The following is a 24,483-nucleotide window of genomic DNA, read 5'->3' on the forward strand; positions in this document are numbered from 1 at the left end:
TGCGGTATGTATATGAGAAAGTTTGCCGTAGGTTCTTTTGTTGATGACGGCTGATGTCAACTCCGATATTGCCCAGGCGTTGCCGCCAAATGCTGTTTAAATACCCGTTGAAAGTGCGCCTGATCGGCAAACCCGGCTTCAAGTGCCACATCGGCAATCAATTTGCCGCTACGCAACCGCTCCCGGGCGAACTGGATACGCCGGTTGACCAGAAAGGCGTGGGGCGTCATGCCGTAATGCTGCTTGAACGCGCGGATCAGGTAGGACGGCGATAGCTGAGCTGCCTCGCAAATGTCTTCGAGCTTGAGCATGTGCGTGCAGTTGTCGCGGATGTAATCGGCCGCCCGTTCCAGTTTGAAATTGGGCTCGCGCAGCGGTTGATCGATCGGGTTGAGCCGCTGCTGCACATCGGTGAAAAACTCCACCGCGGCGCTGTGTTTGCGCAGGATGTCATGCTGATCATCGACCAACACTTCATACAAACCCTTGAGCCCGGCAAACAGATCGGCGTCGTGCAAGTGAGTGATGGAAAAGCGCCGAAACGCCTGGTCCTGGCCAAACCCCAACTGATGCTGCAAATCGGTCAGCCAGGGTGTCTCGACGTACAGCATCAGGTACGACCACGGCTGGTCATCGATGGGATTGCAGGCGTGGACATCACCGGGATTCATCAGCACCACGGTGCCGGCACTGACCTGAAATTCCGATTGCTCGTGGAGGTAGGTACTACGCCCGGCTGTGATCGCACCGATGGAAAAGTGCTCGTGGGAATGCCGGGTGTAGCAGACCTCGCGGCCGTCGGCGATGGAGCGGGCTTCGATGAAGGGCAGGGCGTCGTCGCGCCAGAAGCGCGGGGCTTTGTCAGCGTCTTTGGCAACGGCGGGCTTCATGGTCAGCGTCCTCGGCAGGTCAGCGTCGAAGTGTATTAGCTCTCACCGTCAAAGGCTCGTTGCAGCGCAGAGATATCGAGTTTTTTCATCTGCAACATCGCTGTCATGGCGCGTTGGGATTTTGCCGTATCAGGGTCTTTCATCATGTCCATCAGGGCCACCGGGACGATCTGCCAGGACACGCCGAATTTGTCCTTGAGCCAGCCGCATTGCTGAGCCTCGACGGGCCCGCCCGCGGACAGGCGCCCCCAGAAGTGGTCGACTTCTTCCTGAGTATGGCAATTGACCTGAAACGAAACCGCTTCATTGAACGTGAAAATGGGGCCGCCGTTGAGGCCGGTAAAACTCTGTCCGTCCAGTTCGAAACTGACCGTCATCACCGAGCCTTCGGGCCTGCCGTGGATCTCCTGACCGGCCTTGCCGTAGTGAGTGATGGCGCTGATTTTCGAATGATCGAAGATCGCACAGTAGAACTTCGCGGCCTCCTCGGCTTGGTCGTCGAACCACAGGCAGGGCGTGAGTTTTTGAACACGGTGCATGGTGTAGCTCCTCTACGGATTACTCAGGCTGGACTTTCAGCGTAGTCAGCGTCGGGTCGTCTGGCCGTACCGTAGATCGACAAGTTGAAAGAGTTTCCTTTGGCGACGGAATCAACAATGTCGGCCCGACCCGATAGCCGCTAGACTTGCCGACTTGGTTTGCCGCAAGGACGCTTTGCATCATGGTCGCCCCTCGTTTATTGGCTGTTTCCTGTTTCCTGTTTCCTGTTTCCTGTCTGCTGGTTGCCGCTGCCGTAAGCGCCGAACCGCAGACGTATCACCTCACGGACCCTGCGCAGAAATACGTCATCGACGTGCTGTTTGCACAGCCGCCCACCCAGACTTTCGACGGCGCCCCTGCGCTGATTACGTTGCGCGAAAGGGCCGGCGGGCAGGTGCTGCAGCGCATCGAGTCAGCCGAAGCGTTCGCCCTGTTCAAGCCAGGCCGCAAAGCTTCGGAGTTCGACCGCAACCTGGCGTACGCCGATCAAAGTCTGCTGTTGTTCGGCGATTTCAATTTCGACGGGCAACAAGATCTTGCCGTACGCAATGGCAATGAAGCGGGCTATGGCGGTCCTTCCTACGATATCTATCTGTTCGATCCCGAGAGCCCGACGCTCGTGTTGAGCACGCCTTTTTCCGCACTGACCCGTGACGAAAATCTGGGCATGTTCGACATCGACCCGGTCACCAAAAGCCTGCATACCCAGTCCAAAAGCGGCTGCTGCTGGCGCCAGAGCGCGAGCTGGCAAATACAGGACAGCCGTCCAGTGAAGGTGGCCGAGAAAATAGAGGTGGTGCAAAAGCCGTCGGAAGCCAACCCGTTCATGCCGTCTGGCTATGTGGACGTTACTGATCGTGAACTGAAGTCCGGCCAGTGGACGGAGCGTCGTCGCCTTGAGGGTCCCGTCGGTGAAGCGCCTGTCATGTTACGCGGCACCCTCGATGACAAGATCCCCGTTGAACTGTGGTGGCAACGTCAGGGTGATGTCTACGTCGGGGAAGTTCGCTACAGCAAGACCGGCAGCGGTCAACCGATCCGGCTGGTGGGCAATACCTACGAGGATGGCGGTGTTGTTCTGCGTGAACTGGACGACGACGGTCAGATGATCGGCAACTGGTTCGTCGAAGGTACGCCGAACGAGCAGGGCAGCCAGACCGGCACGTGGATCAACGGGTCCCGTAAATTAAGCATCAATGTGAGGCCCACTGCGTTCAAGGTTGCCGCGCAAAAACTTGAGCGGGTAGCAGATAGTCAGCGAGAAGGGCACTATCTAGTGAGTAATTTCCAGGATCGGCGAGTCGGCGAGTTGACCCTCAAAGTATTGCCGGGGATCGATAACGGCCCCGAGATGGCGGACATCAATCTGAGCATTTTTCAGCTCAAGGATCCACCTGTTGAAGTCCATCATCAGTACCCATTGCTCGCCGGCAACCTTGTCATCGCCCTGGACCCCCAGGGCGATCCGCTGTTTCGCCTGCAGTTGCTCAACGGCGCCGCAGAAGTGACCGGTTTTGGTGAGTATCAGAAGTACAGCGCAGCTTACGTCAAACAACCCTGATGTAGTCGTAATGACTGTTTGTAGTGTCGATATGACTACTTTTGAAAGTAGTCATATCGACTTGTATGAATTCAACAGATTGATCTTTATGGGGTTTTAATCTGGCACGCGACTTGATACATCCAACGTACAACTGATCTCATTCAGGAGTACGGAAAAATGTTCGAGTTCTTCAGCAATCCTCAGAATGTTCTGCACCTGTCGAGCCGGGTACTCGGCGCCGGTCTCGCGCTGCTTATGGCGGGTATCTATGGCGCTTATCTCCACGACGGTCATTTGCCGATCGTGGTGCTGGTGTCGATGCATGCGATGACCATCATCGGGCCGACCTTGCTCAAAATCGGCTATGTGATGCGGCTTTTGGCGCAGCATCGGCTGGGTAAAAACCTGGTCGGCGCTGTGGCCTGACGCGACGGTTCAGCGACGGCCCAGGCCTCCTTTTTCAGCGATCCACCGGGTGGCCAAATCAATAAAGGCTCGCAATTTCGGTTGAGTCTGGGTGCGGCTGGGGAAGTACAGGTACAACGCCGAGCTGAGTGGCACAAAGGGCTGCAACACCCGCTCCAGGCGTCCATCCGCCAACTCGTCGGCAATCTCCAGATCACAGGCATAGGCCAGGCCTGAACCGCTGCGTGCGGCCGCCACCAACAGCCCGCGGTCATTGACGATCACGCCGCCCTCGACGCCCACGGTGAAGTCCCGACCCTCGCGGCGAAACTCCCAGCGATGCGCGCTGCCGGAGGTCGAGAAGCGAAAGCCGACGCATTCATGTCGGGTCAGGTCTTCCGGGATGGCCGGTTTGCCAGCCTTGGCGAAGTACGCCGGGGAGCCCACCACCGACCATTGAAGGTCAGGTGTCAGGCGCACCGCGATCATGTCTTTTTCAATCGACTCTCCCAGGCGAATCCCGGCATCGAAGCCGCCAGCCATCAGGTCGACTGTGGCGTCGTCCAGGGAAATATCGAGAGTGACTTGCGGGTAGGCCTCGCGGAACAGCGGAATCAGCGGCTCCATCAACAAGGCCCCGGACAATCGCGGTGCCGTGAGTCGCAGCGTGCCCATGGGCTGATCGCGGAAACCGCTGAGCACCGCCAGCGCTTCATCGATTTCACTGGCCGCCGGACGCAAGCGGGCAAACAGACTGGCGCCGGCTTCGGTCAGCGCCACTCGGCGCGTGGTGCGCTGAAACAGCAGCACTCCGGTGCGTCGTTCCAAGAGCTTGATCGCATGGCTGACAGCGGTGGGCGTAACGGCTAGCCGAGTCGCGGCCAGGGTGAAGCTTTTGTGCTCGGCGACGGCGAGAAACTCGGTCAAACCGTCGAAAGGGTCGTGATTCATATCGGCGCCATTATGAAAGAGCGTTTCATAGTGCTTGTAACACGAGGGTATTTTTCCGACCAATGTTCCTGCGTACCTTGTGCTTACCCCAACTGCCTACAAGGATTCGCGATCATGACCACTTCCCAAAACTTCAAACGTGTCTGGCTCATCACCGGTGCCTCTCGCGGTATCGGCGCCAAGATCGCTGCCGCCGCGCTGGCCAATGGCGACGCCGTGGTCGCCACCGCCCGTGACGCCAGCAGCATCATCCAGCGTTTTGGCGAGCAGCCGGGTTTGCTGGCAGCCACCCTTGATGTGACCAACGAAGCCCAGGGCGTTGCGGTTGCCAAGTCGGCCATCGACCACTTCGGGCGCATCGACGTGCTGGTCAACAATGCCGGCTTCGGCGTGCTCGGCGCGGTGGAAGAAGCGAGCGCCGATGAAGTGCGCCGGGTGTACGAAACCAACGTCTTCGGCTTGCTGAATGTCACGCGCGCCGTCCTGCCGCACATGCGCGCGGCTCGCCGTGGACATGTGATCAATCTCTCATCGGTGGGCGGCTACAGGTCGGGGCCGGGCTTTGGCGTCTACTGCTCGACCAAATTTGCCGTCGAAGGCTTGAGCGAGGCGCTGCACGCCGAGTTGGCACCGCTGGGTATCAACGTGACCATTGTCGAGCCGGGTTACTTCCGCACCGAATTCCTCGAAGGCAATTCGCTGGTTGAATCCCCGGCTTCGATTGCCGACTACGACACCACAGCGGGCGAGGTGCGCAAAATCGCCAAGGCTGTAACCCTGAATCAGCCTGGCGATCCGGACAAGCTCGCCCAAGCCATGATCACCCTGGTGGAAGCGGAAAAGGCCCCGCTGCGCTTACCGCTGGGCAGCGACTGTGTCGCGGCGATCGAAGCCAAAAACACCTTCGTCACCGATGAGTTGCAGACGTGGCGTGAGCTCTCGGTGTCCACTGACTTCTAAGCACCCAACCGCAGGAAAAAGGCCGCCTCAATCGGCTAATGCTGTTCACTTAGGCGTGGGCCCAACATTTGTGGCGAGGGGATTTATCCCCGTTCGGCTGCGAAGCAGTCGTAAATCCGCGAGACTCAGTCTGCTTGAATGGACGCTGGGGGCCGCTTCGCGACCCAACGGGGATAAATCCCCTCGCCACAGGTTTCTTGCTCGCCTGAAGATTGTCTTATGTGAACAACATTAGCCCCAATGGACGGCCTTTGTTTGACCGGTGGTCGATGAACCCGTCTCGCCCGGTAATTTGCGCTTAGCTGTAGGGATAATCCGAGGTTCCCGAGAGCCCCTTCAGAACACCGTGAGTCTGAGGAAATTCGCAATGCTGACCCTCAACATCAATGGCAAGGACCAGGCGCTGGATGTCCCCGCAGACATGCCGCTCCTGTGGGTCCTGCGCAATGTCGCGCACCTGACCGGCACCAAATTCGGTTGCGGCATCGCCCAGTGCGGCGCTTGTACCGTGCACGTCGACGGTACGCCACTGCGTTCCTGCATCACGCCCGCCACAGCCGTGGCCCATGGGCAGAAAATTCTCACCATCGAAGGCCTGTCTACCGACGGTTCGCACCCGGTGCAACAATCCTGGGCCGAACTCGATGTGGTCCAGTGCGGTTACTGCCAGTCCGGGCAGATCATGTCGGCCGCCGCGTTGCTGGCGAAAATTCCCAAGCCCACCGACAGCGACATCGATCAGGCGCTGTCCGGCAACATCTGCCGCTGCGGCACCTATCCACGGATCCGTGCAGCGGTCAAACGCGCCGCCGAAATCGGTTGATGCCACGTTGACGGGAGCCGGAACAATGGACAGCCTCAATCCTCTGTCACGCCGCGGTTTCCTCAAGGGCAGCGCAGTGCTGGGCGGTGGTCTGGTGGTGGCGTTTGTCATCCCCGGTGGTCATCGCTTTGCCATGGGCGCCGAGAATCAAGGCAATGTCTTCGCGCCCAATGCGTTTTTACGGATCGGCAATGACAACAGCGTCACCATACTGCTCGGCCATTCGGAAATGGGCCAGGGCATCTGGACCGGCCTGACCATGTTGATCGCTGAAGAACTGGACGCCGATTGGTCGAAGATCCGTGTCGAACATGCACCGGCTTCGGCCGCCGAGTATGGCCTGGCTGGGGCCGAGTCTGGCCTGGCCGGGTTTGGCGGGATGCAAATTACCGGCGGGTCCACCTCGACCTGGATGGAGTTCGACCGCTACCGGCAGGCCGGTGCAGCGGCGCGTTTGATGTTGATCGACGCGGCGGCCAAACGCTTCAACGTCGCGCCCTCCGGGATTCGCACTGAATCGGGTGTGGTGATTGCCGGTGATCAAAGTGCCACCTATGGCGAACTGGCCGATGACGCCGGCAAGCTGCCGGTGCCGGATCCGGCGTCGATCAAGCTCAAGGAGTCCAAGGACTGGAAAATCATCGGCAAACCGACCAAGCGCCTGGACACCCCGGAGAAAATCACCGGCCGCGCCAAGTTCGGCATGGACGTGCAATTCGACGGTCTGATGACTGCCATGGTCGCGCGCTCGCCGGTGTTCGGTGGCAGCGTCAAATCCTTCGAAGGCGCCGACGCGCTGGCGATCCCGGGCGTGCACAAAGTGGTGCAGGTGCCCACCGGGGTGGCGGTGATTGCCGATCATTACTGGGCAGCGAAGCTGGGGCGCGATGCGTTGAAGATTGATTGGGACCTGGGGCCGAACACCGGGCTCGACAGTCAGACACTGCTGGAAAGCTTCCGCAAACTCGCCGCCACCCCTGGCGCTTCGGCCAGTCAGGCCGGTGATGTCGCGGCGGGTCTGGGTAAAGCAGCGAAGACCATCGACGTCGAGTACAGCGTGCCATACCTGGCCCACGCGCCGATGGAGCCGCTCAACTGCACAGTGAAAATCACCCAGGACAAATGCGAAATCTGGACCGGCACCCAGTTCCAGACGCTGGATCAAATGGTCGCCGGGAAAATCACCGGGCTCAAACCCGAGCAGGTGGAGATTCATACCGAGTTTCTCGGCGGCGGTTTCGGTCGCCGGGCCAATCCGACCTCGGACTTTGTCGCTGAAGCCGTGGAAGTCGCCAAGGCAGCGGGCGCGCCGGTAAAAACCGTCTGGTCCCGGGAGGACGACATTCGCGGCGGCTACTACCGCTCCGCGTTCCTCCATCAGGCCCGCATCGGCCTCGATGCCGGCGGCCTGCCGATCGCCTGGAAGCATGTGATGGTCGGGCAGTCGATCATGGCGGGCACGTCATTCGAGGCGACCATGGTCAAGAATGGCATCGACAAGACGTCTGTCGAAGGGGTCGCCGACAGTCCGTACCTTGAGGGGTTGGCGAATCACCAGGTTGATCTGCATTCGCCGCAAACCGGCATCCGCGTGCTCTGGCTACGTTCGGTAGGGCACAGCCACACCGCGTTCGTGATGGAGTCGCTGATCGACGAACTGGCAGAGGCGGCCGGCCAGGATCCGGTCGAATACCGGCGAACTTTGCTCAAGGACCAGCCACGGCATCTTGGCGTGCTGAACCTGGCCGTCGAAAAAGCCAACTGGAAGGCGCCACTGCCAGACGGCCATGCGTTGGGTGTCGCGGTGCATAAGTCCTTCGGCAGTTACGTCGCCCAGGTGGCCGAGGTGTCCGAGGACAATTTGGCGATCCGCGTACACCGGGTGGTGTGCGCAGTGGATTGCGGCATTGCGGTTAACCCGATGAGTATCGCCGCGCAAATGGAATCGGCCATCACCTTCGGCCTCGGATTTACCTTGCACAGCAAATTGACCTTCAAGAACGGGCAAGTGGTGCAATCCAATTACCACGACTATCAAGTGCTGCGGCTCAACGAAATGCCGGTGGTCGAGGTGCATATCGTGCCCAGCAGCGACAAGCCCGGCGGCATCGGCGAGGCCGGTGTGCCGCCCACGGCGCCGGCAGTGGCCAACGCGGTGTTCGCCCTGACCGGCCAGCGCTTGCGGGAACTGCCGCTGCAACTGTCGGGGGTGTGAGATGAAAAGACATCTGATTCTTGGCGCGGTGGTGTTGATCGGCCTGGTCGGCTACGCCGAGGACCTGTTTGCTGACGATAAGGAAGCCATCAAGGCGTTCGATACCGTGCAAAAGGTCTTTCAGAGCCCGCGCTGTCAGAACTGCCATATCCCCGGCGATTCGCCATTGCAGTTCGACGCCGGGATTCCTCACGCAATGAACGTCGTGCGGGGCATGGACGGCAAGGGCGCGGCGGGTTTGCCCTGCGCTACCTGCCACGCCGAGAGTAATCCGCCGGCCAGTTACGGCGCTCACGCACCGCCGGGGGCGCCGCACTGGGGCCTGCCGCCAGCCGCGCACAAAATGGCCTGGATCGGTCTGCCGGCCGACCAGTTGTGCGCAATGATCAAGGACCGTTCCAGCAACGGTGACCGCGATTTTGCCGCGTTGATCAAGCATGTCAGCGACGACAAACTGGTGCTTTGGGGCTGGAATCCAGGTCAGGGAAGGGCGCCGGTGCCGGTGCCGCACGACATTTTCGTCACCCAGTTCAAGCGCTGGGCAGACGCTGGAGGGCCGTGTCCGGTACTGGGTAGTTGACCGGCGGTCCGTTAACAGGGAGTCAAACCGGGTGTGGACGACTCTAAGAAATATACCCGCCCATGGAGTGATAAATGCTGATCCCAGGCAAACCGGTAAAACCAGGCGCGTGCGCAGACCCGTTGCGCACGCCATTGCAGGAGCGCGAACTGCTGCGTGACCTGGCCCGCAAGGCCGAGGAGGAGCTGATGGGCGTGCAGATGGCGAGCATGGACGAGTTGACGCTGCTCTCCAACCGACACGGTTTTACAGCGCTGGCCCAACAAGGGCTGGATGTCTGCCAGCAGCTGAAAAAGCCAGCGACGCTGTTGCTCTTCAATATTGATGACTTCAAACACATCAACTATCTCTATGGCCGTGCCGAGGGCGACAACGCCCTGAAAACCTTCGCTGATGTGCTGCGAATTGCCTTTCGCGAGAGCGATGTGATCGGCCGGTTGGGCAGCGACAAATTCGTCGCGTTGCTGACCGGATCAAGCGTTGTGGAGATTCCCGCGATCAGGGCGCGACTCGAAGAAATACTCGAAGAGCGCAATGCCACGGTGCATCGCGGTTATGACATCCGCTTCAGCATCGGACAACTCGAGTGCAACCCTCAACTTCCCGGCTCGATCGAGGAGCTGCTGACACAGGCTGATGCGTTCACTTGGCAAACAACTGAGCCACATCCTTGAATGCCTTGAACTCAAGCGCGTTGCCGCAAGGGTCGAAGAGAAACATCGTCGCTTGCTCGCCCACCAATCCCTGAAAGCGAATGCCCGGTTCGATCACGAATCGGGTATCGAGGGATTTCAACCGTTCGGCCAGCGCTTCCCATTCCGCCATACCCAACACCACGCCGAAATGCGGCACTGGCACGTCATGACCGTCGACAGCATTGGTGTGCGCGGCTTCTTGAGAGGCGTTTTTCGGCGCCAGGTGAATGACCAGTTGATGGCCGAAAAAATTGAAATCGACCCAATGATCGCTTGAGCGACCTTCTTCCAGGCCGAACACTTCGCCATAAAAATTCCGCGCGGCAGTCAGGTCGTAAACCGGGATGGCCAAGTGAAAAGGGGAGAGTTGCATCGGATGTGCCTCGGCTGTATGGATTCAGATTGAGTTTAGTCCTGTGCTTTTTGATTAAAAGACGATAATTTTTGCATCGAACTCAAATTATTTCGATCAATCGAGAACGCCATGCTGCGGGAACTGAAAACCTTCATTGCCGTAACGCGCTACGGCACTTTTGCCGCGGCCGGGATGCACATCGGCTTGACCCAGTCGGCCGTCAGCGCGCAGATCCGCAATCTGGAACAGGCCCTGGGTATTCGTTTGTTCGACCGCACCGGACGTCAGGCGCTGCTCAATGCGGCGGGCCAGCGGGCATTGCCGATGGCCAGGGAAATGCTGGAGACCTTCAGCCGCATGGCGGTCAGCGATGATGTCAGTGAGTATCGCGGTGAGTTGAAAATAGGCGCGGTGGCCACGGCCCAGACCGGGCTGCTACCCCAGGCGTTGCTGCGACTGAGGCAACAGGCGCCGTTGCTCGAGCCGAAACTGGTGCCCGGCGTGTCGCTTAACCTGTTGAGCCAGGTGGACACCGGTGAGGTGGATCTGGCGATCCTCATCAAACCGCCGTTCGAGTTACCCAAAGAACTGTCAGCGCAGGTCATCCGCAAGGAGCCGTTTGTATTGATCGTGCCAGCGGACCTTGAAGGCGATGAGCCGTTGCAGATCCTCGCGAGCCATCCGCATGTGCGTTACGACCGCAATTCGTTCGGTGGAAGATTGGTGACGCGGTTTTTGCGCGAGCAGCAGATTGATGTGCAGGTGGCTTTGGAGCTGGATGAGCTGGAAGCCATCGTGAAGATGGTTGAATGCGGGTTGGGAGTGTCGCTGCTACCCGAGGCCGGGCTCTGGCTTGAGCATGGGGCGAAGGTTCGGATCATCCCGTTGGGAGCGTTGACGTTCTACCGCGAGATCGTCCTGTTGCAGCGCTATAGCCAGCGCACACAGCCGATCCAGCAGCTGTTTTCCAGCTGCCTGACACACAGTGCCTAAAACACCAAACCCCTGTGGGAGCGAGCTTGCTCGCGATAGCGGACTGACATTCAAAATTGATGTCGACTGACAATCCGCCATCGCGAGCAAGCTCGCTCCCACAGGGGGCTGCATCAGGCCTCAAATCGCAGGCATAAAAAAACCCGCCTATCGAGGCGGGTTTTTTAGTTGGCTGACCGAAGATTACTCTTCAAGGCTGCCCATGGCCGTGGTGTTGAAGCCACCGTCCACGTACATGATTTCGCCGCTGATGCCGGACGCCAGGTCCGAGCACAGGAAGGCGCCGGCGTTGCCGACTTCGTCGATGGTGACGTTACGACGCAGCGGGGTTTGCGCTTCGTTGGCGGCCAGCATCTTGCGGAAGTTCTTGATGCCGGAAGCGGCGAGGGTGCGGATCGGGCCAGCCGATACGCAGTTGACGCGGGTGCCGTCCGGGCCCAGGGAGCCGGCCAGGTAACGAACGCCAGCTTCCAGGGAAGCCTTGGCCATGCCCATCACGTTGTAGTTCGGCATGGTGCGCTCGGCGCCCAGGTACGACAGGGTCAGCAGGCTGCCGTTGCGGCCTTTCATCATTTCGCGACCGGCTTTGGCCAGGGCCACGAAGCTGTAGGCGCTGATGTCGTGAGCGATGCGGAAACCTTCACGGGTGGTGGCTTCGGTGAAGTCGCCATCCAGTTGGTCGCCCGGGGCGAAGCCGACGGAGTGCACGATGCAGTCCAGGCCGTCCCACTTCTTGCCCAACTCAACGAAGACCTTGGCGATTTCTTCATCGCTGGCCACGTCGCACGGGAAGCACAGATCAGGGTTGGAACCCCAGCTTTGTGCGAACTCTTCGACACGACCCTTGAGTTTGTCGTTCTGATAAGTGAAGGCAAGCTCAGCGCCCTCGCGATGCATGGCGGCAGCGATGCCGGATGCGATGGACAGCTTGCTGGCGACACCGACGATCAGTACGCGCTTACCGGCGAGAAAACCCATGTGTTGCTCCTCTCTTTCAGGTTATTGCGCAGTGGCTGGGGCCAGGAAAGCGGCTTCCAGCAACTGCTGTGTATACGGATGTTTGGGGGCCGCAAAAATACTTTGCGCGTCTCCCTGTTCGACCACTTGGCCTTGCTTGACCACCATCAGCTGGTGGCTCAGCGCTTTGACGACAGCCAGGTCATGGCTGATAAACAGATACGTCAGGTTGTACTTGGTTTGCAGTGAACGCAAAAGCTCCACCACTTGGCGTTGCACTGTCCGGTCGAGGGCCGATGTCGGCTCGTCCAGCAGAATCAACGCCGGTTTTAGCACTAATGCCCGGGCAATGGCGATTCTCTGCCGTTGCCCACCGGAAAATTCGTGGGGGTAGCGGTTCCGGGTTTCCGGGTCCAGCCCTACCTCCTTGAGTGCCGCAATAATCGCTTGTTCCTGTTCCGCCTCGGTGCCCATCTTGTGGATCCGCAGGCCTTCGCCGACGATCTGGCTCACGCTCATCCGTGGACTCAGGCTGCCGAACGGGTCCTGAAACACCACCTGCATTTCCCGGCGCAACGGCCGAACTTCGTGCTGCGTCAGGCAGTCTAGCTGCTTGCCCTCAAAACGGATGCCGCCTTTGCTGCCGATCAGCCGCAAAATCGCCAAACCCAGTGTCGACTTGCCCGAACCGCTTTCTCCCACAATCCCCAGGGTCTGGCCCTGAGGCAGGCTGAAATTGATTCCGTCCACCGCTTTGATGTGGTCGACGGTCTTTTTCAGAAAGCCTTTCTTGATCGGGAACCAGACTTTCAGGTCCTCGACTTGCAGCAAGGGCGGGCCGATAACGTTAGTTGCCGGCTTGCCGCTGGGCTCCGCTGCCAGCAGTTCCCGAGTGTACGGATGCTGCGGTGCGCGGAACAACTCTTCGCACGATGCCTGTTCGACGATGCAACCGCGCTGCATGACACATACGCGATGCGCAATTCTTCGCACAAGGTTCAAATCGTGACTGATCAGTAGCAGCGCCATGCCCAATCGGGCCTGTAATTCCTTGAGCAATTCGAGGATTTTCAGCTGAACGGTTACGTCCAGCGCGGTGGTTGGCTCGTCGGCGATCAGCAGTTCCGGCTCGTTGGCCAGGGCCATGGCAATCATCACCCGCTGCCGCTGGCCGCCAGACAATTCATGGGGCAGCGCTTTTAGGCGCTTCTCGGGCTCCGGGATGCCGACCATTTCCAGCAGCTCCAGGGTTCGCTTGGTCGCCACTTTACCGATCAGGCCCTTGTGGGTGCTCAACACCTCGTTGATCTGTTTCTCGATCGAGTGCAGCGGATTGAGCGAGGTCATCGGCTCCTGGAAGATCATCGCGATCCGGTTGCCGCGGATGTGGCGGATGGTTTTCTCTTTCAGGCTCAGCAGGTTTTGCCCGGAGTACTCGATGGTCCCGGACGGATGCCGGGCGAGCGGGTAGGGCAGCAGCCGCAGGATCGAGTGGGCGGTCACCGATTTGCCGGAGCCACTTTCGCCCACCAGCGCCAGGGTTTCGCCGCGCTTGATATCGAAGCTCACGCCTTCGACCACCCGTTGAACGCGCTCGCCGACGACAAATTCGACGGCCAGGTCGCGCACTTCGATCAGATTGTCCTGATTCATTTCACTTCCTCGGGTCGAAGGCATCGCGAGCGGACTCGCCGATGAACACCAGTAAACTCAACATCAACGCCAGCACGGCAAACGCGCTCATGCCGAGCCACGGCGCTTGCAGGTTGGATTTGCCCTGGGCCACCAGCTCACCGAGGGACGGCGCGCCAGGCGGCAAACCGAAACCGAGGAAATCCAGGGCGGTCAGGGTGCCGATGGCGCCGGTCAGGATGAACGGCATGAAGGTCATGGTCGAGACCATGGCGTTGGGCAGGATGTGGCGGAACATGATCGCACCATTCTGCATGCCCAGCGCCCGCGCCGCGCGAACGTACTCCAGATTACGCCCTCGCAGGAATTCGGCGCGGACCACGTCCACCAGGCTCATCCACGAGAACAGCAGCATGATCCCCAGCAACCACCAGAAGTTCGGCTGGACGAAGCTGGCGAGAATGATCAGCAGGTACAGCACCGGCAGCCCGGACCAGATCTCCAGAAAGCGCTGCCCGGCCAAATCCACCCAGCCGCCGTAGAAACCCTGCAAGGCCCCGGCAATCACGCCGATGATCGAGCTGAGAATGGTCAGCGTCAGGGCGAACAGCACCGAAATCCGGAAGCCATAAATCACCCGCGCCAGCACATCGCGACCCTGATCGTCAGTGCCCAGCAGGTTGTCGGTGGAGGGCGGTGCTGGGGCCGGGACTTTCAGGTCGTAGTTGATGCTCTGGTAACTGTAGGGGATCGGCGCCCACAGGACCCAGGCGTCTTTTTCCTTGAGCAATTCGCGGATGTACGGGCTCTTGTAGTTGGCTTCCAGCGGGAATTCACCGCCGAAGGTGGTTTCCGGGTAACGCTTGAGCGCCGGGAAGTACCAACCGTTGTCGTAGTGCACCACCAGCGGTTTGTCGTTGGCGATCAGCTCGGCGCCGAGACTCAGGCCGAACAGCAGCAGAAACAGCCACAGCGACCACCAGCCACGCTTGTTGGCCTTGAACAGTTCGAAACGTCGGCGATTGAGAGGGGACAGATTCATCTCAATGCTCCCGGCTTTCGAAGTCGATACGCGGATCGACAAAGGTGTACGTGAGGTCGCCGATCAGTTTCACCACCAGCCCCAGCAGGGTGAAGATGAACAGCGTGCCAAAAACCACCGGGTAATCGCGGTTGATCGCGGCCTCAAAACTCATCAGCCCGAGGCCGTCGAGGGAAAAGATCACCTCCACCAGCAACGAGCCAGTGAAGAAGATGCCAATAAACGCCGACGGGAACCCCGCGATGACCAACAGCATGGCGTTGCGGAACACATGACCGTAGAGCACGCGGTGATTGGTCAGGCCCTTGGCCTTGGCGGTGACCACGTACTGCTTGTTGATTTCGTCGAGGAAGCTGTTCTTGGTCAGCAGGGTCATGGTCGCGAAGTTGCCGATCACCAGCGCCGTCACCGGCAATGCCAGGTGCCAGAAGTAATCGAGAACCTTGCCGCCCATGCTCAACTCATCGAAGTTGTTGGAGGTCAGCCCTCTGAGCGGGAACCAGTCGAAATAGCTGCCGCCGGCGAACACCACGATCAGCAGGATGGCGAACAGGAACGCCGGTATCGCGTAACCGACGATGATCGCCGAACTGGTCCAGACGTCGAAGTGGCTGCCGTGTCGCGTCGCCTTGGCGATCCCCAGCGGGATCGACACCAGGTACATGATCAGCGTGCTCCACAGCCCGAGGGAGATCGACACCGGCATCTTTTCCTTGATCAGGTCGATGACCTTGGCGTCGCGGAAGAAGCTGTCGCCGAAATCCAGGGTGGCGTAGTTCTTGATCATGATCCACAAACGTTCCGGCGCCGATTTATCGAAGCCGTACATGTGTTCGATTTCTTTCACCAGCGCCGGGTCCAGACCCTGGGCACCGCGATAGGCCGAGCCGGCCACCGAGACTTCGGCACCGCCGCCGGCGATGCGGCTGGTGGCGCCTTCGAAGCCTTCGAGCTTGGCGATCATCTGCTCCACCGGCCCGCCGGGGGCGGCCTGGATGATCACGAAGTTGATCAGCAAAATGCCGAGCAAGGTCGGGATGATCAGCAGCAGTCGCCGAAAAATATACGCCAGCATCTGATTACTCCGTGCCCGCAGGGTCGGCTTGCAGTTTGGTTTCGACTTCTATGGCCGGTGTAGCGTCTGGCTTGACCCACCAGGTGTTAATGCCGATGTCGTACTTGGGTGAGATTTTCGGGTGACCGATGTGGTTCCAGTACGCCACGCGCCAGGTCTTGATGTGCCAGTTGGGGATCACGTAATAGCCCCATTGCAGCACGCGGTCCAGCGCGCGTGCATGGGCCACTAGACTTTTGCGCGAATCGGCGTTGATCAGTTGCTCGACCAACTGGTCCACCACCGGGTCTTTCAGGCCCATGGAGTTGCGGCTGCCGGGTTTGTCGGCGGCGGCGGACATCCAGAACTCGCGTTGCTCGTTGCCCGGCGAGTTGGACTGAGGGAAGCTGCCGACGATCATGTCGAAGTCCCGTGAACGCACGCGGTTGATGTACTGCGAGACGTCGACCCGGCGGATCACCAGGTCAATCCCCAAGTCGCTCATGTTGCGCTTGAACGGCAGCAGCACCCGCTCAAATTCGGTCTGGGCCAACAGGAACTCGATGGTCACCGGTTTGCCATTGGCGTCGACCATCTTGTCATCGACGATCCGCCAGCCCGCCTCTTGCAGCAATTGATAGGCTTTGCGCTGCTGGGCGCGGATCATGCCGCTGGCGTCGGTCACCGGGTTCTGGAACGCCTCGCTGAACACCTGCTCGGGAATCTTGCCGCGGAACGGGTCGAGAATCGCCAATTGATCGGCGTCCGGCAGGCCGCTGGCAGCCATTTCTGAATTCTCGAAATAACTGCGGGTGCGCGCGTAGGCGCCGTTGAACAGTTGTTTGTTGGTCCATTCGAAATCCAGCAACAGGGTCAGGGCCTGGCGCACGCGCACATCCTGGAACAGCGGGCGGCGCAGGTTGAATACAAAGCCTTGCATGCCAGTGGGGTTGCCGTTGGGGATCTGTTCCTTGATCAACCGGCCCTCGGTGACGGCCGGAATGTTGTAGGCGTTGGCCCAGTTCTTTGCGGCCATTTCGAGCCAGTAATCGAACTGCCCGGCCTTGAGCGCTTCCAGGGCCACGGTGTTGTCGCGGTAGTAGTCGGTGGTCATCACGTCGAAGTTGTAGAACCCGCGGTTGGCCGGCAGGTCCTTGCCCCAGTAATCCTTGACCCGCTCATAGCGCACCGACCGCCCGGCCTTGACTTCGCTGACCTTGTACGGGCCGCTGCCCAACGGCATTTCCAGGTTGCCCTTGGTGAAATCGCGCGTCGCCCACCAATGCTTGGGCAGCACCGGCAACTGGCCGAGGATCAGCGGCAGCTCACGGTTGTTGTTGTGTTTGAACTTGAACAGCACCGTCAGCGGATCTTCAGCGACCACTTCCTCGACATCGCTGTAGTAACCGCGGAAAAGCGGCGCGCCGTCCTTGATCAGGGTCTGGAAGCTGAACACCACGTCCTCGGCGCGCATCGGATGCCCGTCGTGGAAGCGAGCTTCGGGGCGCAGGTAGAAACGCACCCAGCTGTTGTCCGGGGCTTTTTCGATCTTGCCGGCGACCAGGCCGTACTCGGTGAACGGTTCATCCAGACCCTGTTTGGCCAGGGTGTCGTAGATCATGCTGATGTCGTCGGCCGCGACACCCTTGTTGATGAAGGGATTGAGGCTGTCAAAGCCGCCAAAACCGGCCTGACGGAAGATCCCGCCCTTGGGCGCGTCGGGGTTCACGTAATCGAAATGTTTGAAATCGGCCGGGTATTTCGGTGGCTCGTTGTACAGGGTCAGGGCATGTTGCGGGGCGGCACAGGCCAGCCCGGCGAACAACAGACCGCTGGCCTGCAAGAGCAGGGTGCGTATGGGTTTCATCGATCTTTCTCCGAAGATTTCAGCCACCATGCGCTCAGGCCCAACGTGTAGGGCGGCGTGGTGACGAAGGCGAACCGGTTGCGGTAGGCCAGGCGGTGATAATTGAGGTACCAATTGGGAATGATGTAGTGCTGCCACAGCAACACCCGGTCCAGGGCCTTGCCGGCCGCGACCTGCTCATCGCGGGTTTGGGCTGCGAGCAATTGTTCGAGTAAATGGTCGACTACCGGATTGGCAATACCGGCGTAGTTTTTGCTGCCCTTGACCCCGACCTGGCTGGAATGGAAGTACTGCCATTGTTCCAGGCCCGGACTGAGCGTCTGGTTGAGGGTCATGAGGATCATGTCGAAATCGAACTGATCGAGGCGTTGCTTGTACTGGGCGCGATCGACCGTGCGCAGCCGGGCGTCAATGCCGATGCTGGCGAGGTTCTCGACGTAAGGCTGAAGGATGCGTTCCAGGTTCGGGTTGACCAGCAGAATCTCCAACCGCAACGTTTGCCCGGCAGCGTTCTGTGCGTGTTGGCCATTGAGCTTCCAGCCGGCCTCGGCAAGCAGGCCCAGGGCCTTGCGCATGGTTTCTCGGGGGATGCCGCGCCCTTGGGTCTGCGGCAGGCTGAACGGCTCGGTGAAGAGCTTGGCGGGCAACTGCTCGCGATACGGCGTGAGCATCAGCCATTCATGGCCGACCGGAAGGCCAGTCGCGGAGAACTCGCTGTTGGGGTAGTAGCTCATGGCGCGTTTATAGGCGCCGCTGAACAGCGTGCGGTTGGTCCACTCGAAGTCGAACATCAGGCCCAGCGCTTCTCGGACTTTGGTCTCGGAGAAGGCCGGGCGCCGGGAGTTCATGAACAGACCCTGGCTCTGGGTCGGGATCTGATGCGGGATTTGCGCCTTGATGACGTCGCCGCGTCGCACCGCCGGGAAGTTGTAGCCGTTTTCCCAGTTCTTCGCCTGGTGCTCGATATAGATATCGAATTCGCCGGCCTTGAAGGCCTCGAACGCGACGTCGCTGTCGCGGTAGAACTCGACTTCCATGCGATCGAAGTTGTATTTGCCGCGATTGACCGGCAGGTCCTTGCCCCAGTAGTCCTTGACCCGTTCGAAAATGATCCGCCGTCCTGGCTCTACCGAGGTGATGCGATACGGCCCGCTACCCAGTGGTGGTTCGAAGGTGGTGGCCTTGAAGTCACGACCTTTCCAGTAATGCTGGGGCAGCACCGGCAATTCGCCCAGGCGCAGGATCAGCAACGGATTGCCCGCGCGCTTGAACACGAAACGAATGCGCTGCGGGTTGAGGATGTCGACCCGCGACACTTCCTGAAGGTTGGTGCGGTATTGCGGATGGCCTTCCTTGAGCAGCAAGCGGTAGGAAAACGCCACGTCATAGGCTGTAATCGGCGTGCCATCGTGGAAACGCGCTTCGGGACGCAGGTTGAATACCACCCAGCTGCGATCCTCGCTGTATTCCACTGATTGTGCGATCAGGCCATAGCTTGAGGTCGGTTCGTCGCCGGACGGCGCGTACTGGCCGGTGCCGACCATCAGCGGTTCATTGAGTTCGTTGATGCCGTATTGCAGGAAGTTCGGTGTGGAAACCGGGCTTGAACCCTTGAAGGTATAGGGGTTGAGCGTATCGAAGGTGCCAAACGCCATCACCCGCAACGTACCGCCCTTGGGCGCTTGCGGGTTGACCCAGTCGAAGTGGGTAAATCTGGCCGGGTACTTGAGCGTGCCGAACTGCGCATAACCATGGCTTTCGCTGATCGTCGCGCTTGCGGGGGAGCTCAAGGCCAGGCTGATCAGGAGCAGGAGGAGGGGACGCTTCAAGTCAGGGATCCGATCCAGGCGGCTTGGGCTTTGTGGCCCGTACAGTAACAGCTTGTATCGACAGGAAAAAGACGGGGCCTTAACGCGCCGTTAATTGCGCAGCACACCCCTGTAGCAGCTGGTGAAGTGTGGCGAGGGGATTTATCCCCGCTGGGCTGCGAAGCGGCCCCAGCAGTTCATTCGCAACACGCACTTACAGGATTGACGACTGCTGCGCAGCCGAACGGGGATAAATTCCCTCGCCACACTTCGCCAACTGATACAGGGGTTTGGGTAAATCCTTGGGCCAAAAAAAAGCCCCTGAAGTCAGGGGCTCATTTTAGCGTGGCGAAGCCACCGTCAGCATTTGGCCAGGCTTCAGCGCCTGGCCAACACGCGGGTTCCAGCGCTTGAGGTGCTGCATTTCAACGTTGAAACGCTTGGCCACCATGTACAGCGAATCGCCTTGCTTGACCTTGTATTGGGTCTGCGGCTTCTGTTTGTCAGCTTTACTGTTTGCTTTGCTGTTCGCCGCCACGACGGTGTTGACCCGACCGCTGCTGCGCTTGGCGGTGTCCTGCATGACCAGCGTCTGGCCGACCTTGAGATTCTTGCCGGTCATCTTGTTCCAGCGTTGCAGGTCCTTGACGTCGACCTTGTTGGCCTTGGCGATGGCGGCCAGGTTGTCGCCGCGTTTAACGCGGTAAGCGCGTTTGAGACTGGCGAGTTCGGAGTCGTCCGAGCCTTCGAATACCGGCTTGAGCGGCTTCTTGCTGATCAACTCTTCAGGACGCATGGTCGACAGGCTGGCGGTCAGCAGCTGAGCCTTGGACGTTGGCACCAGCAAATGCTGCGGGCCATCGATGGTGGTGCGCTGCTTGAAGGCCGGGTTGAGCTGGAACAGTTCGTCTTCGTCGATGTTAGCCACCGCGGCGACCTTGGACAGGTCCATGCGCTGGTTGATTTCGACGACCTGGAAGTAAGGTTCGTTGGCGATCGGGTTCAGGTTCACGCCGTAGGCTTCAGGTGCCAGCACCACTTGCGACAGGGCCAGCAGCTTCGGCACGTAGGCCTGGGTTTCGGCCGGCAGCGGCAGGTTCCAGTAATCGGTCGGCAAGCCGAGCTTTTCGTTGCGCTCGATGGCCCGGCTGACCGTGCCTTCGCCGGCGTTGTACGCCGCCAGGGCCAGCAGCCAGTCGCCGTTGAACATGTCGTGCAGGCGGGTCAGGTAATCCATGGCCGCGGTGGTCGAGGCGGTGATATCGCGACGGCCATCATAGAAACGGGTTTGACGCAGGTTGAAGTAACGCCCGGTGGAAGGGATGAATTGCCACAAGCCAACCGCGTCGGCCCGGGAATAGGCCATCGGGTTGTAGGCGCTTTCAATCACCGGCAGCAGCGCCAGTTCCAGGGGCATGTTGCGTTCTTCAAGGCGTTCGACGATGTAGTGAATGTAGAGGCTGCCGCGTTCGCCGGCGTTTTCGAGAAAGGACGGGTTGCTGGCGAACCACAGGCGCTGTTGCTCGATGCGCGGGTTGACGCCCAGGTTGTCCTGCAACTGGAAGCCCTGGCGCATGCGCTCCCAGACATCTTGTGGAATTTGTGGAGTCGGTTTTTCGCTGAGCCAGATTGGCTTCTGTTTGGCTCGGGCGGCGATATTCGGAGTGTGTGTCGCTTCGGTCTGCGGCACATGGCTTGAGCAGCCCGCCAGAGTGGCGGACACAGCCACCGCGATGGCTTGAGCCAAGCGGGTCAATGCGTCTGAATTGATGGCTTTACGAATAGATGACGACATTGGCTGGAAGTAAGTTCCGGGCAAAAATGTCGGGCGATTCTAGAAAGCGTACCCCTTGCGGTCAACCATTCAGAATTTTTGTACCAACGGGATGGCTACTTAGAACTTATCTTTCCAAGCACGCAGAGCAGCAAAGACCGCACTCGGAGCCCGGTTTTGGGTTCCATTCCGTTCGTCCATTTTTTCTTTAACGGATGTTTCGTCGACACGCAAAAACGGGTTGGTAAGCTTTTCAAGCGCCAGAGTAGAGGGCAGCGTCATGATTCCGGCTTCACGTTGTGCGGTGACTTTTTCCAGACGTGCGGCAGTGTCCGGATTGCCCGGTTCGACCGCTGCGGCAAACTTCAGGTTGCTCAAGGTGTATTCGTGAGTGCAGTAGACCAGCGTATCTTCAGGCAGCGCGGCGAGGCGGGTCAGTGAGGTATGCATTTGCTCCGGCGTGCCTTCAAACAAGCGCCCGCAACCGGCGGCAAATAGCGTGTCACCGCAGAACAGCAAACCGTGATGGTAATAGGCGATATGCCCCAGTGTGTGGCCGGGGACGGCAAAGACATCGAAGTCCCAGCCCAGCACGCTGACGCGGTCGTTGTCCTTGAGCGCCACGTCCCGGAGCGGGATGGTTTCGCTGGCCGGACCGTAGACTGTCGCGTCTGTCGCTTTTTTCAGCTGCTCGACGCCGCCGACGTGGTCATGATGATGGTGAGTGATCAAAATATCACTCAACACCCAACCCGGATGCGCGGCGAGCCAGGCCTGCACCGGCGCGGCATCGCCCGGATCAACCACCGCGCAGCGCTGGGTGCGGTGGTCTTGTAATAACCAGATGTAGTTGTCGGTGAAGGCGGGCAGGGCACTGATCTGTATCATCGTCGGATTCGCCAAGCGGAAAACAATGGCGCATCTTAGAACTTCCTGGCGCGTTGGAGAATGCAATGACCGATAAAGCGTTCGCTCAGGCTGATCCTGAATGGCTGACATTGATCAGCGCGGCCCGTGAATGGCTGTCCGGCCCCATAGGGCAATTTCTGCTGGACGAAGAACGTCGCATGCTCGAAGACGAGTTGGGACGGTTCTTCGGTGGCTACCTGGTGCATTACGGCCCGTCGGCCCAAACGCCGCCGTCGGCGCCGCAAGTCCAGCGCAATGTGCGGCTCGGCGCGCCGTTGCCGGGTGTCGAGATCGTCTGCGAGGAGCAGGCGTGGCCTTTGAGCGAGCATGCCGCCGATGTGGTGGTGTTGCAGCATGGGCTGGATTTCTGCCTGTCGCCCCACGGTTTGTTGCGTGAAGCGGCGAGCAGCGTGCGGCCCGGCGGGCATCTGCTGATCGTCGGGATCAACCCCTGGAGCACCTGGGGTTTGCGTCACGTTTTCGCTCACGACGCCTTGCGTAAAGCTCGCTGCATCTCCCCGTCGCGAGTCGGTGACTGGCTGAACCTGCTGGGCTTCGCACTGGAGAAACGCCGCTTCGGGTGCTATCGTCCGCCGCTTGCGTCACCCGCCTGGCAGGCTCGTCTGGCCGGTTGGGAGCGCAAGGCCGGTGACTGGCAACTGTCGGGTGGCGGCTTCTATTTATTGGTTGCGCGCAAGATCGTGGTGGGCCTGCGGCCCGTCCGTCAGGAGCGGCGCGAACCGATGGGCAAGCTAATTCCATTGCCGATGGCCAAGGTCAATCGTCGCCGCATCGATCCGTAATACACTTTTTATTTTCCCGGCCGGGTTTGCCCCGGCCTCGGGCATTGTCGATCAGCGATCGGCGAGCCACCGCATTTTCTGGATAGATTGGCATGAGCGATAGCGTAGAACTCTTCACCGACGGCGCCTGTAAAGGCAACCCTGGCCCTGGCGGCTGGGGCGCTTTGCTGGTGTGCAAGGGCATTGAAAAAGAACTGTGGGGCGGCGAAGCCAACACCACCAACAACCGCATGGAGCTGATGGGCGCGATCCGTGGTCTTGAAGAACTCAAGCGCTCCTGCGACGTGCTGCTGGTCACCGACTCGCAGTATGTGATGAAAGGCATCAACGAGTGGATGGATAACTGGAAGAAGCGCGGCTGGAAAACCGCTGCGAAAGAACCGGTGAAGAACGCTGATCTGTGGAAGTTGCTGGATGAGCAGGTCAATCGCCACAACGTCACCTGGAAATGGGTGCGCGGGCACATCGGTCACCATGGCAACGAACGCGCCGACCAGTTGGCCAACCGTGGTGTGGATGAAGTGCGCGGTTACAAACAGGCCTGACTGCTGAATCCCCTGTAGGGCTGTGTAGGAACTGTAGGAGCTGTCGAGTGCAACGAGGCTGCGAACTTTTGACTTTGTTTTTTAAAGACAAGATCAAAAGATCGCAGCCTCGTTGCACTCGACAGCTCCTACAGGGGCCGTGTTCACGGCATCAAGACGCCAGTCACCTGGCGGCGCGGCGTGTTAACATCGCCGCTTTTGCACGAATGACCCGTTGAGAGCTGAGCACTGATGGCCACCAGATCCGTTGTACTCGATACCGAAACCACCGGCATGCCGGTGACCGACGGCCACCGGATTATCGAAATCGGTTGTGTCGAGTTGATCGGTCGGCGCCTGACGGGCCGGCATTTCCACGTTTACCTGCAACCGGACCGCGAGAGTGATGAAGGCGCCATTGGCGTCCACGGCATCACCAACGAATTTTTGGTCGGCAAGCCGCGCTTCACTGAAGTGGCCGATGAATTCTTTGAATTCATCAAGGGTGCGCAGCTGATCATCCATAACGCGGCGTTCGACGTTGGCTTCATCAACAACGAATTCGCCCTGATGGGCCAGCACGATCGTGCGGACATCACGCAGCACTGCTCGATCCTCGACACCCTGATGATGGCCCGGGAACGTCACCCGGGGCAGCGCAACAGCCTCGACGCCTTGTGCAAACGCTATGGCGTCGACAACTCCGGTCGTGAACTGCACGGCGCCTTGCTTGACTCCGAGATCCTCGCCGACGTTTACCTGACCATGACGGGCGGCCAGACCAGCCTGTCCCTGGCTGGTAATGCTTCCGACGGCAACGGTTCCGGGGAAGGTGCGGACAATTCCGCCACCGAGATCCGCCGTCTGCCGGTCGATCGTCAGCCGACGCGTATCATCCGTGCCAGCGAAGATGACCTGGCCCAACACGTGGCACGCCTGGAAGCCATCGCCAAATCTGCTGGCGCCCCGTCGCTCTGGCAGCAACTGGCCGAGGCCAAGGCTCAGGCGTGACCTGTCAGATGTCGTATGCTTTTGTGGCGAGGGGACTTGTCCCCGTTCGGTTGCGAAGCAGCCGTCAATCCTGCCGCGACGGTATGTCTGGAAGAATGCAAGGGGTCGCTTCGCGGCCCAACGGGGACAAGTCCCCTTGCCACATGTATTCA

Annotated in this window: 23 protein-coding genes; 11 read left to right on the forward strand and 12 right to left on the reverse strand. The window is 59.7% G+C overall.

Features of this window, described 5'->3' with window-relative positions; genetic code table 11:
- Nucleotides 1-56: 56 nt before the first annotated feature.
- The gene (locus ACA059_RS14535; RefSeq protein ID WP_497634463.1) at nt 57-890 is read right to left on the reverse strand and encodes an AraC family ligand binding domain-containing protein; all 834 of its coding nucleotides are present in this window, start codon (nt 888-890) and stop codon (nt 57-59) included.
- Nucleotides 891-925: 35 nt separating this feature from the next.
- The gene (locus tag ACA059_RS14540) at nt 926-1,429 is read right to left on the reverse strand and encodes a VOC family protein (protein ID WP_497634464.1); all 504 of its coding nucleotides are present in this window, start codon (nt 1,427-1,429) and stop codon (nt 926-928) included.
- Between the two features lie 182 nt (nt 1,430-1,611).
- On the opposite strand from ACA059_RS14540, the gene ACA059_RS14545 reads away from it, so the two are divergent.
- Both ACA059_RS14545 and ACA059_RS14550 read left to right on the forward strand, forming a co-directional pair.
- Nucleotides 1,612-2,991 carry an XAC2610-related protein gene (locus ACA059_RS14545; protein WP_497634465.1) on the forward strand — a complete coding sequence of 460 codons (1,380 nt, stop codon included), beginning with the start codon at nt 1,612-1,614 and terminating at the stop codon, nt 2,989-2,991.
- A gap of 159 nt (nt 2,992-3,150) precedes the next feature.
- Nucleotides 3,151-3,399 (forward strand): transmembrane sensor/regulator PpyR, encoded by a 249-nt coding sequence (locus ACA059_RS14550; protein WP_497634466.1) that lies wholly within the window; start codon nt 3,151-3,153, stop codon nt 3,397-3,399.
- A gap of 9 nt (nt 3,400-3,408) precedes the next feature.
- Here the strand turns inward: ACA059_RS14550 and ACA059_RS14555 are convergent, their stop codons facing one another.
- Nucleotides 3,409-4,329, reverse strand: a complete 921-nt coding sequence (locus ACA059_RS14555; protein ID WP_497634467.1) for a LysR family transcriptional regulator — start codon at nt 4,327-4,329, stop codon at nt 3,409-3,411.
- A 114-nt stretch (nt 4,330-4,443) separates the two neighbouring features.
- Between ACA059_RS14555 and ACA059_RS14560 the strand changes: the two genes are divergently transcribed.
- The 5 genes from ACA059_RS14560 to ACA059_RS14580 all read left to right on the forward strand — a co-directional run bounded on the left by ACA059_RS14560 (nt 4,444) and on the right by ACA059_RS14580 (nt 9,581).
- On the forward strand, nt 4,444-5,289 hold the full coding sequence (locus ACA059_RS14560) for an oxidoreductase (RefSeq protein ID WP_497634468.1): 846 nt from the start codon (nt 4,444-4,446) through the stop codon (nt 5,287-5,289).
- A gap of 367 nt (nt 5,290-5,656) precedes the next feature.
- Nucleotides 5,657-6,112, forward strand: a complete 456-nt coding sequence (locus tag ACA059_RS14565) for a (2Fe-2S)-binding protein (RefSeq protein ID WP_497634469.1) — start codon at nt 5,657-5,659, stop codon at nt 6,110-6,112.
- 25 nt (nt 6,113-6,137) lie between these two features.
- Nucleotides 6,138-8,327, forward strand: a complete 2,190-nt coding sequence (locus tag ACA059_RS14570) for a xanthine dehydrogenase family protein molybdopterin-binding subunit (RefSeq protein WP_497634470.1) — start codon at nt 6,138-6,140, stop codon at nt 8,325-8,327.
- Nucleotide 8,328: 1 nt separating this feature from the next.
- On the forward strand, nt 8,329-8,907 hold the full coding sequence (locus ACA059_RS14575; protein WP_497634471.1) for a hypothetical protein: 579 nt from the start codon (nt 8,329-8,331) through the stop codon (nt 8,905-8,907).
- A 74-nt stretch (nt 8,908-8,981) separates the two neighbouring features.
- Nucleotides 8,982-9,581 carry a GGDEF domain-containing protein gene (locus tag ACA059_RS14580; RefSeq protein ID WP_497634472.1) on the forward strand — a complete coding sequence of 200 codons (600 nt, stop codon included), beginning with the start codon at nt 8,982-8,984 and terminating at the stop codon, nt 9,579-9,581.
- Here ACA059_RS14580 and ACA059_RS14585 read toward each other — a convergent pair.
- Nucleotides 9,550-9,975, reverse strand: coding sequence for a VOC family protein (locus ACA059_RS14585; protein WP_497634473.1), 426 nt, complete (start codon nt 9,973-9,975; stop codon nt 9,550-9,552). The two genes, ACA059_RS14580 and ACA059_RS14585, sit on opposite strands and share 32 nt — an antisense overlap.
- A gap of 111 nt (nt 9,976-10,086) precedes the next feature.
- On the opposite strand from ACA059_RS14585, the gene ACA059_RS14590 reads away from it, so the two are divergent.
- On the forward strand, nt 10,087-10,950 hold the full coding sequence (locus ACA059_RS14590; protein WP_497634474.1) for a LysR family transcriptional regulator: 864 nt from the start codon (nt 10,087-10,089) through the stop codon (nt 10,948-10,950).
- A 183-nt stretch (nt 10,951-11,133) separates the two neighbouring features.
- Here the strand turns inward: ACA059_RS14590 and fabI are convergent, their stop codons facing one another.
- The 8 genes from fabI to gloB all read right to left on the reverse strand — a co-directional run bounded on the left by fabI (nt 11,134) and on the right by gloB (nt 21,972).
- Entirely contained in the window at nt 11,134-11,928 is a 795-nt protein-coding gene (gene fabI, locus ACA059_RS14595; RefSeq protein WP_008152082.1) for an enoyl-ACP reductase FabI, read from the reverse strand.
- Between the two features lie 21 nt (nt 11,929-11,949).
- Nucleotides 11,950-13,560, reverse strand: a complete 1,611-nt coding sequence (locus tag ACA059_RS14600; protein WP_497634475.1) for an ABC transporter ATP-binding protein — start codon at nt 13,558-13,560, stop codon at nt 11,950-11,952.
- Nucleotide 13,561: 1 nt separating this feature from the next.
- Nucleotides 13,562-14,581, reverse strand: a complete 1,020-nt coding sequence (locus tag ACA059_RS14605; RefSeq protein ID WP_095128240.1) for an ABC transporter permease — start codon at nt 14,579-14,581, stop codon at nt 13,562-13,564.
- A 1-nt stretch (nt 14,582) separates the two neighbouring features.
- Complete coding sequence (locus ACA059_RS14610; protein WP_056741785.1) at nt 14,583-15,656, reverse strand: microcin C ABC transporter permease YejB; 1,074 nt, start codon at nt 15,654-15,656, stop codon at nt 14,583-14,585.
- A gap of 4 nt (nt 15,657-15,660) precedes the next feature.
- Nucleotides 15,661-17,502 (reverse strand): extracellular solute-binding protein, encoded by a 1,842-nt coding sequence (locus tag ACA059_RS14615; RefSeq protein WP_497634476.1) that lies wholly within the window; start codon nt 17,500-17,502, stop codon nt 15,661-15,663.
- Nucleotides 17,499-19,331: an extracellular solute-binding protein gene (locus ACA059_RS14620; protein ID WP_497634477.1), complete on the reverse strand. Its 1,833-nt coding sequence runs from the start codon at nt 19,329-19,331 to the stop codon at nt 17,499-17,501. Before ACA059_RS14620 ends, ACA059_RS14615 begins: the two co-directional genes overlap by 4 nt.
- 319 nt (nt 19,332-19,650) lie before the next feature.
- Nucleotides 19,651-21,105 carry a transglycosylase SLT domain-containing protein gene (locus tag ACA059_RS14625; RefSeq protein ID WP_497634478.1) on the reverse strand — a complete coding sequence of 485 codons (1,455 nt, stop codon included), beginning with the start codon at nt 21,103-21,105 and terminating at the stop codon, nt 19,651-19,653.
- A gap of 99 nt (nt 21,106-21,204) precedes the next feature.
- Nucleotides 21,205-21,972, reverse strand: coding sequence for a hydroxyacylglutathione hydrolase (gene gloB / locus ACA059_RS14630; protein ID WP_497634479.1), 768 nt, complete (start codon nt 21,970-21,972; stop codon nt 21,205-21,207).
- Nucleotides 21,973-22,037: 65 nt separating this feature from the next.
- Between gloB and ACA059_RS14635 the strand changes: the two genes are divergently transcribed.
- The 3 genes from ACA059_RS14635 to dnaQ all read left to right on the forward strand — a co-directional run bounded on the left by ACA059_RS14635 (nt 22,038) and on the right by dnaQ (nt 24,331).
- Complete coding sequence (locus tag ACA059_RS14635; protein ID WP_008152097.1) at nt 22,038-22,796, forward strand: methyltransferase domain-containing protein; 759 nt, start codon at nt 22,038-22,040, stop codon at nt 22,794-22,796.
- Between the two features lie 92 nt (nt 22,797-22,888).
- The gene (gene rnhA, locus ACA059_RS14640; protein WP_008152099.1) at nt 22,889-23,341 is read left to right on the forward strand and encodes a ribonuclease HI; all 453 of its coding nucleotides are present in this window, start codon (nt 22,889-22,891) and stop codon (nt 23,339-23,341) included.
- 231 nt (nt 23,342-23,572) lie between these two features.
- A complete protein-coding gene (dnaQ, locus tag ACA059_RS14645; protein WP_347805460.1) occupies nt 23,573-24,331 on the forward strand; it encodes a DNA polymerase III subunit epsilon in 759 nt (252 codons plus the stop codon).
- Nucleotides 24,332-24,483: the final 152 nt, after the last annotated feature.

Source organism: Pseudomonas sp. LBUM1647, assembly GCF_059716175.1.